The organism is Flavobacterium cupriresistens, from assembly GCF_020911925.1.
GTDB lineage: Bacteria > Bacteroidota > Bacteroidia > Flavobacteriales > Flavobacteriaceae > Flavobacterium > Flavobacterium cupriresistens.
In genome coordinates this window covers 3,969,096-3,984,743 of sequence record NZ_CP087134.1, presented here as the reverse complement: position 1 = coordinate 3,984,743, position 15,648 = coordinate 3,969,096, and the positions used below count along the sequence as shown (strand labels likewise).

Annotated in this window: 17 protein-coding genes; 8 read left to right on the top strand and 9 right to left on the bottom strand. The window is 33.8% G+C overall.

Translation table 11 applies throughout. The annotated features are described in order from the left end of the window. Positions 1 to 11 precede the first annotated feature (11 nt). Positions 12 to 545, bottom strand: a complete 534-nt coding sequence (msrA, locus tag LNP23_RS16880) for a peptide-methionine (S)-S-oxide reductase MsrA (protein ID WP_230002076.1) — start codon at positions 543 to 545, stop codon at positions 12 to 14. Between the two features lie 182 nt (positions 546 to 727). On the opposite strand from msrA, the gene LNP23_RS16875 reads away from it, so the two are divergent. Beyond that, positions 728 to 2,215 (top strand): aminotransferase class V-fold PLP-dependent enzyme, encoded by a 1,488-nt coding sequence (locus LNP23_RS16875; protein WP_047777436.1) that lies wholly within the window; start codon positions 728 to 730, stop codon positions 2,213 to 2,215. 69 nt (positions 2,216 to 2,284) lie between these two features. Here the strand turns inward: LNP23_RS16875 and LNP23_RS16870 are convergent, their stop codons facing one another. The 6 genes from LNP23_RS16870 to LNP23_RS16845 all read right to left on the bottom strand — a co-directional run bounded on the left by LNP23_RS16870 (position 2,285) and on the right by LNP23_RS16845 (position 7,063). Continuing rightward, positions 2,285 to 4,027, bottom strand: a complete 1,743-nt coding sequence (locus tag LNP23_RS16870) for an APC family permease (protein ID WP_230002075.1) — start codon at positions 4,025 to 4,027, stop codon at positions 2,285 to 2,287. A gap of 144 nt (positions 4,028 to 4,171) precedes the next feature. Continuing rightward, the gene (locus tag LNP23_RS16865; protein WP_047777439.1) at positions 4,172 to 4,642 is read right to left on the bottom strand and encodes a nuclear transport factor 2 family protein; all 471 of its coding nucleotides are present in this window, start codon (positions 4,640 to 4,642) and stop codon (positions 4,172 to 4,174) included. 52 nt (positions 4,643 to 4,694) lie between these two features. Next, on the bottom strand, positions 4,695 to 5,219 hold the full coding sequence (locus LNP23_RS16860; protein WP_230002074.1) for a hypothetical protein: 525 nt from the start codon (positions 5,217 to 5,219) through the stop codon (positions 4,695 to 4,697). 11 nt (positions 5,220 to 5,230) lie between these two features. Then, positions 5,231 to 5,704, bottom strand: a complete 474-nt coding sequence (locus LNP23_RS16855; protein WP_230002073.1) for a hypothetical protein — start codon at positions 5,702 to 5,704, stop codon at positions 5,231 to 5,233. A 6-nt stretch (positions 5,705 to 5,710) separates the two neighbouring features. Continuing rightward, complete coding sequence (locus LNP23_RS16850) at positions 5,711 to 6,388, bottom strand: peptidoglycan DD-metalloendopeptidase family protein (protein ID WP_230002072.1); 678 nt, start codon at positions 6,386 to 6,388, stop codon at positions 5,711 to 5,713. Between the two features lie 9 nt (positions 6,389 to 6,397). Continuing rightward, positions 6,398 to 7,063 carry a spermidine synthase gene (locus tag LNP23_RS16845; protein ID WP_230002071.1) on the bottom strand — a complete coding sequence of 222 codons (666 nt, stop codon included), beginning with the start codon at positions 7,061 to 7,063 and terminating at the stop codon, positions 6,398 to 6,400. A gap of 65 nt (positions 7,064 to 7,128) precedes the next feature. On the opposite strand from LNP23_RS16845, the gene LNP23_RS16840 reads away from it, so the two are divergent. Beyond that, positions 7,129 to 7,680, top strand: a complete 552-nt coding sequence (locus LNP23_RS16840) for a 1-acyl-sn-glycerol-3-phosphate acyltransferase (protein ID WP_230002070.1) — start codon at positions 7,129 to 7,131, stop codon at positions 7,678 to 7,680. An 84-nt stretch (positions 7,681 to 7,764) separates the two neighbouring features. Here LNP23_RS16840 and LNP23_RS16835 read toward each other — a convergent pair whose 3' ends face one another. Further along, entirely contained in the window at positions 7,765 to 8,241 is a 477-nt protein-coding gene (locus tag LNP23_RS16835) for a helix-turn-helix transcriptional regulator (RefSeq protein ID WP_230002069.1), read from the bottom strand. A 312-nt stretch (positions 8,242 to 8,553) separates the two neighbouring features. Between LNP23_RS16835 and LNP23_RS16830 the strand changes: the two genes are divergently transcribed. The 4 genes from LNP23_RS16830 to LNP23_RS16815 all read left to right on the top strand — a co-directional run bounded on the left by LNP23_RS16830 (position 8,554) and on the right by LNP23_RS16815 (position 13,501). After that, positions 8,554 to 9,708 (top strand): M14 family metallopeptidase, encoded by a 1,155-nt coding sequence (locus LNP23_RS16830; RefSeq protein ID WP_047777451.1) that lies wholly within the window; start codon positions 8,554 to 8,556, stop codon positions 9,706 to 9,708. Positions 9,709 to 9,785: 77 nt separating this feature from the next. Then, the gene (locus tag LNP23_RS16825) at positions 9,786 to 10,265 is read left to right on the top strand and encodes an Lrp/AsnC family transcriptional regulator (protein ID WP_007805990.1); all 480 of its coding nucleotides are present in this window, start codon (positions 9,786 to 9,788) and stop codon (positions 10,263 to 10,265) included. Between the two features lie 90 nt (positions 10,266 to 10,355). Next, the gene (locus tag LNP23_RS16820) at positions 10,356 to 12,941 is read left to right on the top strand and encodes a phosphoenolpyruvate carboxylase (protein WP_230002068.1); all 2,586 of its coding nucleotides are present in this window, start codon (positions 10,356 to 10,358) and stop codon (positions 12,939 to 12,941) included. A 44-nt stretch (positions 12,942 to 12,985) separates the two neighbouring features. Beyond that, a complete protein-coding gene (locus tag LNP23_RS16815; RefSeq protein ID WP_230002067.1) occupies positions 12,986 to 13,501 on the top strand; it encodes a DinB family protein in 516 nt (171 codons plus the stop codon). 514 nt (positions 13,502 to 14,015) lie between these two features. On the opposite strand, the gene LNP23_RS16810 is transcribed toward LNP23_RS16815, so the two are convergent. Further along, positions 14,016 to 14,417, bottom strand: a complete 402-nt coding sequence (locus LNP23_RS16810; protein WP_047777458.1) for a hypothetical protein — start codon at positions 14,415 to 14,417, stop codon at positions 14,016 to 14,018. A gap of 70 nt (positions 14,418 to 14,487) precedes the next feature. On the opposite strand from LNP23_RS16810, the gene LNP23_RS16805 reads away from it, so the two are divergent. Together LNP23_RS16805 and LNP23_RS16800 are read left to right on the top strand one after the other, a co-directional pair. After that, positions 14,488 to 14,871, top strand: a complete 384-nt coding sequence (locus tag LNP23_RS16805; RefSeq protein WP_047777460.1) for an acyl-CoA thioesterase — start codon at positions 14,488 to 14,490, stop codon at positions 14,869 to 14,871. A gap of 14 nt (positions 14,872 to 14,885) precedes the next feature. Next, on the top strand, positions 14,886 to 15,317 hold the full coding sequence (locus LNP23_RS16800) for a hypothetical protein (protein ID WP_230002066.1): 432 nt from the start codon (positions 14,886 to 14,888) through the stop codon (positions 15,315 to 15,317). The last annotated feature ends 331 nt before the right edge of the window (positions 15,318 to 15,648 follow it).

Genomic DNA, 15,648 nt, shown 5'->3' with positions numbered 1-15,648 from the left:
TAAAAGTCGTATTAACCAATCAATTTATCAGCGTACATCTTTTTTAGTTTTTGTACTTTAGGGTCAATCACCATTTGACAGTATCCTGCTTCTTGATTTTCATTGTAGTAATTCTGATGGTAATCTTCTGCTTCATAGAATACTTCAAAAGGTTTCAACTGTGTTACAATCGGATCCGCAAAAACGGGTTTTACTTCTTCGAAAACTTGTTCTGCAATTTCCTTTTGAGTGTCATTATGGTACAGGATAATAGAACGATATTGTGTTCCACTATCACCACCCTGACGGTTTAACGTTGTAGGATCGTGACTTGTCATAAAAACAGTAATTAAGTCATGGTATGAAATTATGTCAGGATTAAAGGTTACCTGAATTACTTCGGCATGACCCGTTCTTCCGGTGCAAACTTCACGGTAGGGTGGATTCTTAATAAAACCATCTGAATATCCTGATTTTAGGGATTCTACCCCCTTTAAACGCTGAATTACGGCTTCAATACACCAAAAACATCCACCACCAAAAGTTGCCACTGCTAAATTTTCCATAAAAAAGTATAGTTTAAGTTCTTATTGCCCTATTAATCCGATAGAATATTATGATAAATTTTTATAAAAAAGACTATTTAATTAAAGATACTAAAAGGTTATCTAATGTTTGAAGTTTATAATTGATAAATTCTCAGTTCTATAAAAAAGCAATATATTTGCAATCAAATACAGGCACACTAATGAATAGCAAAAATAGTACCATCAGTTTAGAAACATATTTTCAGGATTTTAGAAAGCATATTGTTGGTGTTGACCAGGAATTTACTTCTCCATACGGCAAAAAACAGATCATTTATACCGATTGGACTGCCAGTGGAAGGTTATATCGCCCTATAGAGGAGAAACTTTTGAATGAATTTGGTCCTTTTGTTGCCAATACGCATACCGAAACGACCGTGTCAGGTACTGCCATGACAAAAGCGTATCATCATGCCAGAAACATCATTAAACGTCATACCAATGCCAATCAGGATGATGTTCTGATTACGGATGGAACAGGAATGACAGGTGTTGTCAATAAATTTCAACGTATTTTAGGTTTAAAAATACCTGAAAATTTAAAAGATTGTACCATTGTACCAGCAGAGAAAAAGCCGATCGTTTTTATCTCTCATATGGAGCATCATTCGAATCAAACTTCTTGGTTAGAGACGATTGCAGATGTAGAAATTATCCCATCTTGTGAGAAAGGGCTTTTTTGTCTGGATAATTTGGAGCAATTATTAGAGAAATATAAAGAAAGAACTATCAAAATCGCTTCAATTACGTCATGTTCTAATGTGACGGGGTTAAAAACTCCATTTCACGAAGCTGCAAAATTAATGCACCAGCATAATGGGGTTTGTTTTGTGGATTTCGCCTGTTCAGGACCTTATGTAGAAATTGACATGCATCCGGAAGATCCGGAATCTTATTTAGATGCCATTTTCTTTTCTCCGCATAAATTTCTAGGAGGACCGGGGACTTCAGGTGTTTTGATTTTCAATAAAAAACTATACAACAACATGATTCCGGATTGTCCCGGAGGTGGAACGGTAAGTTGGACAAACCCTTGGGGCGAACACAAATATATTGATAACATTGAGGATCGTGAAGATGGCGGTACTCCTGGATTTCTACAAGTAATCAAAACAGCTTTGGCTATTGAGTTGAAAGAAGAAATGGGAATTGAGAACATCTTGCAACGTGAACACGAAATCGTTGATTTTGTTTTTAATGAATTAGATGCAGTTTCGAATATCAAAATCTTAGCAGGACAACATAAAAACCGATTGGGAGTTGTTTCCTTTTTTGTAGAAGATCTTCATTTTAACCTTGGCGTAAAATTACTGAACGACAGATTTGGAATTCAAACCAGAGGAGGATGCAGTTGTGCCGGGACTTACGGGCACTTTTTATTACATGTTGATCAGGAAACTTCGAATAAATTAGTCAATGAAATTACCATTGGTGATTTGATCAAAAAGCCGGGATGGATCAGAATGTCTATTCACCCAACTACTACCGATGAAGAGATTGCTTTTGTTTGTAAAAGCATTAAAGAAATGGCAGAAAACCATAAAACATGGGCTTTAGATTATTCTTATAATAAAAACACAAATGAATTTATCCATAAAGACGCGACTTCTTTTGAAGATGAATTAGTGGCGGGATGGTTTAAATCTTAATAATAAAAAATAAATATTTAAACCCGACAGGTTTCAAAAACCTGTCGGGTTTGATTTTTTTTTTAAGAACTACATTATTAAACGCACACCTCCTAAGTCGGAGACGCGGTAAGAAAATTTATTTCCGGGGGAACCTATGAACATAAAGTTCTTTGGGATTTTCCATTTTTCGGATAGTTCATCTATAATTTCGGGACCAAATACACCTTCAATTTCGAGGTATTCGATATCAATTTCGTCGTAAGCACGATCTAAAACTTCTAAATCTTTTCGCAACTCTTCATTGCTTGTCATGCCGTTTGTAACGTGTACAATTTTAAGTTTTTTGGTTGTTTCGTTTCCTTCCACATATTGCAGTACTCGATTTAGAATAGCCACGTCATCACCTTTGGTAAAAAAGACAAATTCTTGCGAGTTTATCTTTAAGCTCATTTTATGCAGGTAACGGTTACTTACGATAACCATTTTTCTTAATGGTTGGTAAAAATACTCTAAACCTTCAATCAGAACCCGAATCAAGAAGATACGGTTTAACATGATTCCAATAAACAATAGGGACGGCACCATATATTTCAAGAAAGTATAAAACGAATTGATGTTCAGTTGCATATTACCGATAAAGGCCGCAATAATACTGGAAACCGCGATAACCACAACAATTCCTCTGGCGCGTTCGGGTCTTGGTAGCTTTCTGCGTTTAAATTTTAGCAGTAAATTTCCAATTCCAAATAAGGCCATAACAGCTAAAAAGGAGAAGGTATAAACACCAGCCAATGACTCTAAATGTCCGTTTGTTACAAATAAAACTGATATGCAAAGAACCAAGAAACTGATTACGATTCGGTAATGAGAACCTCTTTTATTTTGCTTGAGGAAATAATTGGGAAGAATACGATCTAAGGTCATTCGGTTTAGTAATCCAGAAACCCCAACAAAAGAGGTTAATACGGCACCACAAAGCACTAAAACCGCATCTATTGAGATCAACCACGCAAGCCAGGAGCCTCCGGTTGTTTGTCCCAAATACGCTAAAAGAGATTCTTTGTTAGAACCAACTTCGGCTAATGGAATGATACTTATCAATAAAAGTGCAATCACAGGATTGAAGAAACTCACAATTGCCCACATGTTTCTCAAGGTTTTTGGAAAAACTCCCGGTTTTTGTTCTTCAACAAAATTTGCAGAACTCTCAAAGCCTGAAATTCCAAGCATTGCTGCCGAGAAACCAAGAAAAAGTGCTGTTTTTATGTTTCCATAAGCTATAGGCGTCTGCCAATTGAGGTGGAAGGTTTCTAATCCATTGTTCAGAATAAACCACAACGATGCCAGAACAAGCAAACTTAAGGTAACTAAATGTGTTATAAATATGATTACGGCAACAAAGGCCGATTCTCCAATTCCTAAAATAGCGAGTCCGGTAAAGAGTACCAAAACAACAATCGTGGCGGTGATGATGTTTAAACCGTCAAATATCCCATGTAGATAATGCATTCCTTCAGATGCTGAAATAACAGCAGTTGCCATGTACGATAAAACAGTCAATGTAGCCGCAAGAGAAGCCAAGCGTTTGGTTGACGTGTTTAATAAAACATTGTATGCGCCTCCGTTTAAAGGAATTGCACCCACCACTTCTCCGTAAATTCTTCTGAAAAGGAATAAAACAACTGCAACAATCAGTAACGAAATCCAGGCAAATTGCCCTGCATACAAAATGGTTAATGCCGATACATATAAGCAGGAGGAACTAATGTCATTTCCGCATATCGCTGTTGCTTGTAATTGATTTAATTTCTTGTGTACAATTTCTTTCATAATTAGTCATTAAGATTAAAAAACACAATTAACTTGATATCAAGCAGCAACAAGAAATAAAACTTTAAAAAAGGCGGATATATTAAATGAAGTTCAAAATAATTTTTAGCTATTGTGAATTATGTAATGTACAATTTAACTAATTTATTTGGATTCCTGAAACTTTTTGAGAGATAACAAAGCCTGTTTCCTTATTTTGTCCTGAAAAAAACCTGTCCAACCCAGCAGAAGACCTGTGAAACCAAAAGCCTGTTTGGACCATTTCCAAACATCAAAATTGTCCGTATGTTTGATGATTAAACCATCTTGAAAAATAAATTCAGCTACTATTTTATTGACTACAGTTCTGTTTGTTTTGCTGAAATTATATGTAGCAATCCAATTGGCTGAACCCGAGAATTCATCTGCTTTGATGTTTGAAAATTCAATTTTAATATTGCCTTTACTTCTTGAAAGCAACATTTCCCACATTGCAGAAACTTGTTCTTCTTTTAATAAGCCAAAAGCAGGGTCAATAAAATGTATTTTTGGATGATAACATTCGCTCATTGTCTTGTAGTCAGCATTTCCAAAAGCAGTATAGAACTTAGCGATTAAGTTTTCGTTTGAATTCATTTTTTTAGTACAATTAGAGCATAAATATAAGACTTATTCTATTAAAGTATATTTACAAAACGCTAATTTCTTTTGCAGTATCGTATGATTTTTTTGAAGTATCAAAAGCAGTAGAAAAATAAGCCATCTTATTCACTGTTGTAAAATGCCCGGTCTGATTCCCAAAAACATCGGTACCTCCAACAATTATAAATCGGATAGACTTGATATCTGTTTTCTTTAATTTTAGCATTTCTGCGGGCGTAAAATAATAGTAAGAGGTTGTTTTACCGGCTGTTGACTCTTTTACGTTTTTGTCCACACACGGAATAACATCTCCATTAGCCAGATCTACATAAACACCACCCAAAATTCTTGATTTTTCATTGGCGGTATCAATTGATAGTTTTAAAATCCCTCCTTTTTCTGTTTTCGCAAGCTGGACTTTTGTCTCACCTGTAAAAGCATATTTTTCGCAGATAAAGGTATATTCTTGTGTAGCCGGAAAAGGTTTAGAACCATTTACTATCATCATTTCCTGAGCATTTGCAAAGGCCGATATGAAAAGCAACACAAAAAAAGGCAATTTTAATTTCATACTATAATTTTTTAATCGTTTAATTTAGACTCAAAATTCGCTTCCCAATCCATTGATTTTATGGCAGAAATTAAATTCTCTTCATTCACAAAAACGCGCAGTTCTTTGTTTGCTACTTTTTTAGTGTAAAGGGCATGGTAGCGATAAATGACTTCGTGTTTGGTTTTGTAAACCCCATCTAATTTCAAATCAACAAAACTTCCGTAATACTGACGAAATCGCTGACAGGTTTTTGTCAATCGCTCTTCGGTTGTATTTTCCATTACCGATTGGGTAACTTCAGTTCCATTAAAAGGTTTAAATTTAGAAGTGTTACAAGTTTCTAAAACTCTTTTCCCCAAATCATACGCTTTTTTCTGTTGATTGGAATTCATTTCAGAAGCTCCCACTTTTGTGATTTTCAAATCTTCAGTATCTCTCTTGATTGTTTTAGATTTACATCCGACTAATAAGGACAAACATATAATCAATATTGCTTTCTTCATAACTATTTATGTTATTTTTAATAATAAGTTAGGGTCGGGGCAATTTTCTATGTAAAAATTTAAGTCGTTTATATTGCAAACTCCGGGGTAATCGCCATTGTAATTTTCAATATTGTTTATAATTTGAAAATGCAAATGTGGCGCATAATCCCCATTAACAGTCGAACTTCCAAAAGTCGCTAAATAGTCACCTTTTTTGAAAATGTCCCCAACGGTAAGGTTTTCTATACTTTCTAACGATAAATGTCCATATAAAGTATAAAATTTTTCATTTTCGACTTCGTGCTCCAAAATAATAGTAGGGCCATAATCACCCAAACCAATATTATTTTTAAAGCTGTGAATTTTTCCGTCAAGCGGAGCAATGATTTTTGTTTCTACTTTTCCCCATAAATCCAATCCAATATGAATGTTGCGTTCGGGGTTTGAGCCGTCTTTAAAAATACTGCTTCTTTGGTATAAATTTCGCCCTTCAATATAACCACCGAAGGCGATCTCGGCATCATTTCTTTCCAAATAATTTGAAATAAAATCTTCAATTTCTTCGACATTCGAAGGCTTATTTTTAACTAATTCTTTGTTAGTCACAGATAGATCTAATGGAATGTATTTTGAAAAATCAATACTGGCGTCAATGACTTTTGTTGGAGGCAAGGCTTTTAAAATAGAGACTAAGGTTTTCATAAAGGTAAATTAGGCAACTTTTTCGATGATTATTAATTCGTTATGAACTTCAATTCGGGGCAACATTTTTGAGGTAAACAATTTAGTATTTATTTCCGAAATGTACTTCCTGTTTCTTACATTATGTGCCTCGTCGAGAATCATGGTATTAAAAAGTACAAAACCACGATCTTTTAAAAGCGAGCAAATCCGGTTGCTAAAGAAGCTTTCAAACAGAAAGTTCGGCATTTTTATATCTTCAAAAACATCAATAATAATAAGGTCGTATTTGTCTTTTGTTTTTAAAACAAATTCGAAAGCATCGTCGATAATAAGGTCAAGCTGTTTTATTTGATTCAGGTTAAAGTATTCATTGGCAATCTGAATCATATCCGGATCAATTTCAACACCGGTAATTTTTCCTTTATATTCAATTTCATCAATTAAAGTTTTGATGACGCTGCCACCGGCCACTCCCAGGACCAGAACATGATCCATTTCAAGAATTGTTTTATAACCAATATTTCGCAGACCATATCTTAAAATACGCTGTAAACTGCCATAAGAATAATTGGTGTTTTCAGAATCTAAAACCAATTCTCCATTAGTCCAGGTCACTTCGATTATTTTACTTCTTGCCGATTTTTTCCTGAAAATTTTTATTGGAATCAGATAACTGATTATTTTTTGAATCATTTTGTCCTCGTTTTACTCAAAAATAACATTTAAATCTTTTATTTTGTGCCAAACAATAGAATTTAATGAAGAAACAGTTGTATAAATTTATCTTTTTTAAGCTAATGGGCTGGAAGATAGTAGGGATCGAAAATGCTGAAGTAAAAAAATGCATCTTGATGGTAATGCCACATACAAGCAATCATGATTTTTATCTAGGAATTTTTACCAGAGGAATTTCCGGATTGGAAATGAATTGGGTCGGAAAGAAAGAATTGTTCCGGTTTCCGTTTGGCTATTATTTTAGAAATGTAGGCGGAGAACCCTTAGATCGTTCCGGAGGATTAAACAAAGTAGATTCTATAGCTGCTATTTTCGAACGTAAAGAAGTCTTTCGTTTGGCAGTTGCTACGGAAGGGACGCGAAAAAAAGTGACAGAAATTAAAACAGGTTTTTATTATATCGCGCTTAAAGCGAATGTACCGATTGTTCCTGTAGCTTTTGACTGGGGAAGAAAAGAAGTGAATTTAGGAAAGCCTTTTTTCCCGACCGGAAATTATGAGGACGATTTACAGGTTTTGAAAAAACATTATGATGGAGTCGTAGGTAAAATTCCTGAAAACGGATTTGCACTCTAAATTGGCGCTATTTTTCAATCGACGTGAGAATCGCTTAAATGAAAAATATTTTTAAAAATTTTCAAATACAGCATAATTTTTTAACTACGGGACATATACTTTAAATGTTCCGTTTTTATAAAAAAATATGATTTTTTCAATTTCGTCTTCTTCCAGATCAGAATTTGAACTTTTAGCGACTGCACTGTATTTTTTTTCTTCTTTAGGAGCAGGTTCAGTTTGGAGTCCCGAAAACAAATCAGCCGAAAAGAGATTATCATTCGATGGAATAGGAGCGTGCACTTGCTCCGTTGCCGAAACAACCTCTGTTGTATTGTTTAGAGATTCATTTTCTTTTTTAGGGAAATTTCCTGTCCCGTTTAAAATCCAATACAGATCGACCTCTGGAAAAATGGTTGAAATTTTTAATACAAAGTCAAGACTCGGTTTGTTTCTTCCGGAAAGCAGGTGAGACATGCTGGAACGTTGCACGCCTATTTTGTCCGCAAATGCAGAGGCATTTAATCCATAATAATCAAGGAGTAGTTCCAGTCTTTTTACAAAATCATCGATGTTTACCATTGTAAATTTTATTAAAGAGGTTAACTATTTACAAATGTAATTAAAAGGAATCAGACAACCTATTTTACAGTTGGAAATTAGAATAGAAAGGTGAAAATATATAGTTTATTACTTTATGTTAAGTGTTTTAAGTAGTTGATTTTTAAATGTTTAATTGTAATAATTAACATTAGGAGTAATTGATAATACTGGAGTTGCAAGATTCCTAAACAAATTGATAAATTGTGTTTACATTTCTAAATTTATTCTTTTTTCGATTATTTACAATTGTAAAAATAAAGATGTTTACTTTTGTAAACTAATCAAAAGACAATGAAATTAGAAGAATTATTTAACCAATACAAAGAACAATCAATAGAAGGTCGTTATTTGACTTTAGACCATATTCAGCCTTTATTAGATAAGCTTAATACGAACAATCAGGTTAAGGTTATTGGCAAATCAGTTTTGGATAAACCCATCTATAGCTATGAAATTGGGACAGGTAAAACACGGATTTATCTGTGGTCTCAAATGCATGGAAATGAAAGTACAACAACAAAAGCACTTTTTGATTTCATCAATGTCCTTAACAGCGGATCTGATATTGCGCTTAAAATGCTTGAAACATTTACTTTTTATTGTATTCCAATTCTAAATCCTGACGGAGCGGCACTTTACACACGTGAAAACGCCAATAAGATAGACCTGAACCGTGATTCTCAGAATCTTACGCAGCCGGAGAGTATTGTTCTCAGAAAAGTATTTGAAGAATTTAAACCGGATTATTGTTTTAACCTGCACGATCAGCGTACTATTTTTGGAGCGGGAGATACCGGAAAACCTGCAACCCTTTCTTTTCTGGCCCCTTCTTATAATGAAGAAAGAGAAGTAAATCCCACCCGATTACAGGCGATTAATTTAATAGCCGGTCTAAACGATGTTTTGCAGGAATATATTCCCGGACAAATCGGTCGTTTTGATGATTCATTTAACATTAATTGCATAGGAGATACGTTTCAATTTTTAGGCGTACCGACGATTTTATTTGAAGCAGGCCACTATAGAAACGACTACAGCCGCGAAATCACTCGGAAGTTCCTATTTTTCTCACTTTTTTCAAGTTTTAAAATACTTTCCGAAAACGATTTAGTTCATAACAGATTTTATGATTATTTGAATATTTCACAAAATAAAGTCGTTTTTTATGATTTTATGTATAAAAATGTCAAAATAAATTATGATGGTATTGAAATAATTACGAATTTTGTCGCACAATACAGAGAAGAATTGATTGGAAATAAGATTGAGTTCAATGCCTATATAGTTGAAGTAGGTGAATTAGAGAATTATTTTGGACATTTTGAATATGATGCTGAAGGAGCGAGTTATTCTGATGACTTTAATAATTTTCCGAATTTGAATCAAAAAGCAGATTTTTATTTAAATAAAAATATTAAATTTGTTAACGGGTTGATAAAAACTTAGTTTTTATGTGAATTTGTTATTTTTTATGCATATTTTTATACTTTGTAATAGCAATTAGTAATATTAATTAAAGAATTATGAGTAAATTTCGTTTAGATGAAGTAGATCACCAGATTTTAGATATGTTAATAGACAATACGAGAGTTCCGTTTACTGACATTGCAAAAAAACTATTGATATCTGCTGGAACAGTACATGTTAGGGTAAAAAAAATGGAAGACGCGGGGATAATAATGGGATCTTCTTTAGCCTTAGATTATGATAAATTAGGGTATTCATTTATTGCTTATGTGGGGGTATTCCTTAATAACACGTCACAAACTAAATTTGTATTAGAGCGAATCAATCAAATTCCATTCGTAACTGTAGCTTCAGTTACTACGGGAAAATTCAATATTTTTTGCAAAATCAGAGCAAAAGATACCAAGCATGCAAAAGAAGTAATCTTTATGATCGATGATATCGAAGGAGTTTACAGAACAGAAACAATGATTTCATTAGAAGAAAGTATAAACGATAAGAAGCGTTTGATGCATACTATTTTTAAAAATATGTAATACTTTCTTGAATGCTATACTAAAATATAACCTCAAGTTTATTCTTGGGGTTTTTTTATGACTAATTAACCAACCAACTACAACACAATTATGTACACGTTACCTAAAATTGAACGTTTTAATCAGGACGTTCTCTCAAAATATCATATTTATAATAGTGTTTTTATAACATTACCTTTTGATTCTATTGATAATACAGGTGTTTTACTGCCTTTGTTTACAGAAACTTGTGAAACGGGTTTTAAAAAACAGGAGACACCAAAGGAAATTTTCGATTTCTTTTCTAATAAGTATTTAAACAACGGCTCTGAGAGTGAAAAAATCGACTTAATGTTTCGATTTATTCAATACATAGAACGTCAAATTGTACTTTTTGATGCTATTGAAGACGCCGCTTTTCCCGAAGTAAACAATATGGAAGGACGCGGATCGCTTCGTGATATTAAAGAAAGATCAGACGCGAAAGAGAAAGACGATGAACTTATTGAATTTCTTGAAAATTTTAACGTCAGAACGGTTTTAACAGCGCATCCGACACAGTTTTACCCTGGGCCTGTTTTAGGGATTATAAACGATTTAACAGAAGCGATTCGATTGAATGATTTGCTTAAAATCAAACAGCTTTTAGCACAGCTTGGAAAAACACCTTTTATTCAAAACGAAAAACCAAATCCTTATGATGAAGCGGTTAGTTTGATTTGGTATCTTGAAAATGTTTTCTACGAAACTTCAGGCGAAATTGTTCATTATTTACAAAAAAACCTCCTTCATGGTGAAGCCATACAAAACCAATTAATCAAACTTGGATTCTGGCCGGGAGGGGATCGAGATGGAAATCCTTTTGTAACAACAGAGATTACTTTAAAAGTAGCAGAGCGTTTACGTACTTCTATTTTAAAGTGTTATTATGTTGAAATGAGAAAGTTAAAACGAAAGCTAACGTTCTCAGGTGTTGATACTTTGGTAACGGAACTTGAACATAAACTTTACCGTTCTGTTTTTTATTCTAAAGGTGAAATTTACATTACATTAGAAGAATTATTGGCACAACTGAATAAAATCAGAAGCATCATTATAGAAAAACACCAGTCGTTATATTTAGATGAATTGGAAGCTTTTTTGGTAAAAATTAATCTGTTCGGATTCCATTTTGCAACTTTAGATATACGCCAGAATAGTAAAATTCACAATGTTGTATTTAAAGATGTCGTAGATCATTATTTAAATTCAGGATCAAAAGTATTCCCGGATAATTATTTTGACCTGTCTGAAAACGAAAAAATAGTAGTGCTCTCACAGGTAAAAGGAGCGTTAGATCCGAATGATTTTGAGAACGAAATCACAAAATCTACTTTAGAATCGGTGCAAACTATAAAAGCCATTCAAAATGCAAATGGCGAGTCGGGCGCTAATCGCTATATTATTAGCAACAACGAAAGTGCTTTGAATGTAATGGAAACTTTTGCCATGATCCGTTTAAATAACTGGGAAAATCCTACGGTTGATATTATACCGCTGTTCGAATCTGTGGATGATTTACAAAAGGCTCATGAAATTATGGAGCAATTGTATACTAATCCGGAGTATGCGAAACATTTACAAGCGAGAGGAAGCAAACAAACAATCATGCTTGGTTTCTCTGACGGAACTAAAGATGGTGGTTATTTAATGGCAAACTGGAGTATTTATCAGGCAAAAATCGCTTTAACAGATATTTCAAGAAAATACAATGTCAAAGTAATTTTCTTTGATGGTCGTGGTGGACCTCCAGCGCGTGGTGGTGGAAAAACACATAAATTTTATGCTTCTTTAGGGCCAAAAATTGAAAATAACGAAATTCAGATCACCGTACAAGGACAAACGATCAGTTCTAATTTTGGGACTTTAGATTCTTGTCGTTATAATATTGAAAATTTATTAAGCGCAGGAGTTACCAATCAGGTTTTTAGCAAAGAAAAAAATGAACTAAGTGCCGACGAAACAGCGATTCTGACACAATTAGCCGAGTTAGGCTATGATAAATATTTAAGTTTTAAAAATCACCCTAAATTTATTCCCTATTTGGAAAAGATGAGTACTTTAAAGTATTATTCTAAAACCAATATCGGAAGCCGTCCATCTAAAAGAAGTAAGTCAGAGCAATTGGATTTTGCTGATTTACGTGCTATTCCATTCGTGGGTTCATGGAGTCAGTTAAAACAAAATGTACCCGGTTTTTTTGGAGTAGGAGCTGCCCTGAAACATTTTGAAGATACAAATCAGTGGGATAAAGTATACGATCTGTATCACAATTCTTTGTTCTTTAGAACGCTGCTTGAAAACAGTATGATGTCTTTGGCAAAATCATTTTTCCCGTTGACAGCTTATATGAGAAAAGACCCTGAGTTTGGTGAATTCTGGCAAATTATTTACGATGAATTTGTAGAAACGAAACGCCTTTTACTTAAAATAGCAGACCACAAAACGTTAATGGAGAATTACCCTGACGGTATAGCATCCATTCAGATTAGAGAACGTATTGTTTTGCCTTTGCTAACGATACAGCAATATGCTTTATTGCGTATTAACGAACTGAATAAAGAAAACGGAGGCAATGAGGAGCTGATCAAAGTATACGAAAAAATTGTTACGAGATCGCTTTTCGGAAATACAAATGCAAGTAGAAATTCAGCGTAACAATAGGAGTGAAAAATTGATTTAAAAACAAAAAAGTATAGAAAATGAATTCAAGCGAATTATTAGAAAACGAATACTCAGGTGGGTTTGCAGGTTATGTCCGCGAAGCCGGAGAGGTGAATTTGATAGAAGAATTAGAAATTTCGCTTCATGCTTTTATCAAATTTGTGCAAAATATTCCAATGGATAAATTTGATTATCGTTACGCAGAAGGGAAGTGGACAATCAAAGACATTATTCAGCATATAATTGACACGGAGCGTATTTTTGCTTACCGCGCTTTGCGATTTTCAAGATACGATAAAACGCCATTACAAAGTTTTGACGAAAATGAATATGTGGAGAACACCAATTCTAACGGAAGAAGTATTCAGGATTTGTTAACTGAATTTTCGGCATTGCGACATTCAAATTTGTTATTTTATAAAAGTTTGTCCGCAGAGCAACTTAAAGCTATCGGAACAGCTTCAAATAACCTGATCTCAGTTCGTGCCTTAGGTTTTGTAATAATTGGGCATCAGAAGCATCACCAGAACGTTTTTCAGGAGCGTTATTTGTAAATGATATTATTTAAAAAAGAAGAGTTGTCTCGAGTATTGAGATGGCTCTTTTTTTTTGCCACGAATTTCGCGAATTGGCACGAATTATTTTTTTTGCCACAGATTAAAAAGATTCGCACAGATTGTTTAATCATTGTAATCCTTTATCTGTGGCTATTTTTTTCTTTACCACAAATTTTTCGAATTGATACGAATTGTTTTTTTTGCCACAGATTAAAAAGATTCGCACAGATTACTTAATCAATGTAATCCTTTAATCTGTGGCTATTTTTTTCTTCGCCACAAATTTCGCGAATTGGTACGAATTATTTTTTTTGCCACAGATTAAAAAGATTAGCACAGATTGCTTAATCATTTTAATCCCTTAACCTGTGGCTATTTTTTTCTTCGCCACAAATTTCAAGGCTTAAGCGAATTAATTCGTGTCAATTCGTGAAATTCGTGACAAAAACAACAGTCACAGTTTTAACCTGAAACGTGAAACCTGAAACCTGAAACAAAAACAACCTCTCCCTTAATTAGATTGCAACTCAAACAACTGCACCTGACTTTTCAAACGATCAATCACTAAATTCATCATTCTTTTATTTAAGCTGGAAGAATTCTGAATGTAGGTATTGTATTCGTCAACTGTAAAGAAAGCAATGACCATTCCTTTTAGAGAATTTCTGAATTTGATGTCTTTCTGAATGGAGTTTTCGATGGTTTGCAATTTTTTTTCGACGGTATACGAATAAAAATCAGCTTTGTTTTTATTCACATAATTGATAAAAACGGCTACAAAAAGATCGTTTTGGAGTTTTAAAACCGGTCGGATGGTCTGATTTTGGAACAGCTCATCTGGTGAAGACTGAGCACTTACTGTTCCTAAAGTTTCGCCTCTGAATTCTTTTAAAAAAGTATCTCTGTCCATCATGTTTTTTCTTTAAAATTAACGAAAAAATCCCGTAATAAAAACCTATTTTTGTTAATATACTATAAAATTTATGAGATTTCACACCAGAAAGTGGGTTAAACCCGAAGATCTAAACCCTAACGGGACTTTGTTTGGCGGACAATTATTAGCCTGGATAGATGAAGAGCTGGCGCTGTACAGCATTATCCAATTAGAAAATCAGAGAGTCGTTACGAAACACATGTCCGAAATAAATTTTAAGAGTTCGGCTAAACAAGGTGACATTGTGGAGATCGGAATTGATGTAGTTAAATTCGGAACTACTTCTTTGGTTTTGAAATGTGCAGTAAGAAATATGATGACGCGTGAAATCATCATTACAATTGATAATACCACAATGGTTAATCTGGACGAAAACGGAAAGCCGTTGGCACACGGAAAGACACAAATTGAGTTTGTAAAAGATCGTTTATAATAAAAAATTAAGTAATGGTAAAAGCCCTTAAAATTGTTTCTTTATTAGTTGTTGTCGTTTTATTATCCTGCAATTCAAAAGAAGGTCAGGACTCGTACAGAAGTGTTTTATACCGCGCTGTAAATAACAAAGACACTGCAATTCTGCGGTTAAAAATGAATAATAAGAGATTTTATGGGCGATACGAAATCTTGCATTACAAAATCGGAAAAGACTCCGGAGATGTAAGAGGAGATATTAAAGAAAATATCTTGCGCGGAGATTACCATTACATCACCTTTGGAGGTAGTTGGAAAAGGGTTCCTTTGGCACTCCTTAAAAAAGACAACAAACTGATTTTAGGAAGTGGAGTAGTAGGTACCTATATGAATCTCCCTTGTTATGTTCCCGATGTACCGATAGATTACAAGAACGGAAGATTTGTCTTTGAAGAGGTAAAACAGTAAGGAAAGGTTTTTAAATTTTAAACCATATAAGTTATATAAGTCCATTTAAGCTTTGCGCTTATTTTTGACTCCGGTTAATATAAGTTCATTTAAGCTTTGCGCTAATTTTTTGACTCCAGTTTACATGAACTTATATGACTTATAGAGAAATAAGATTAGAGAAAAGGCGAGGTTTTAAACCATATAAGTTATATAAGTCCATTTAAGCTTTGCGCTAATTTTTTGACTCCAGTTTACATGAACTTATATGACTTATAAAGAAATAAGATTAGAGAAAAGACGAGGTTTTAAACCATATAAGTTACATAAGTCCATTTAAGCTTTGCGCTTA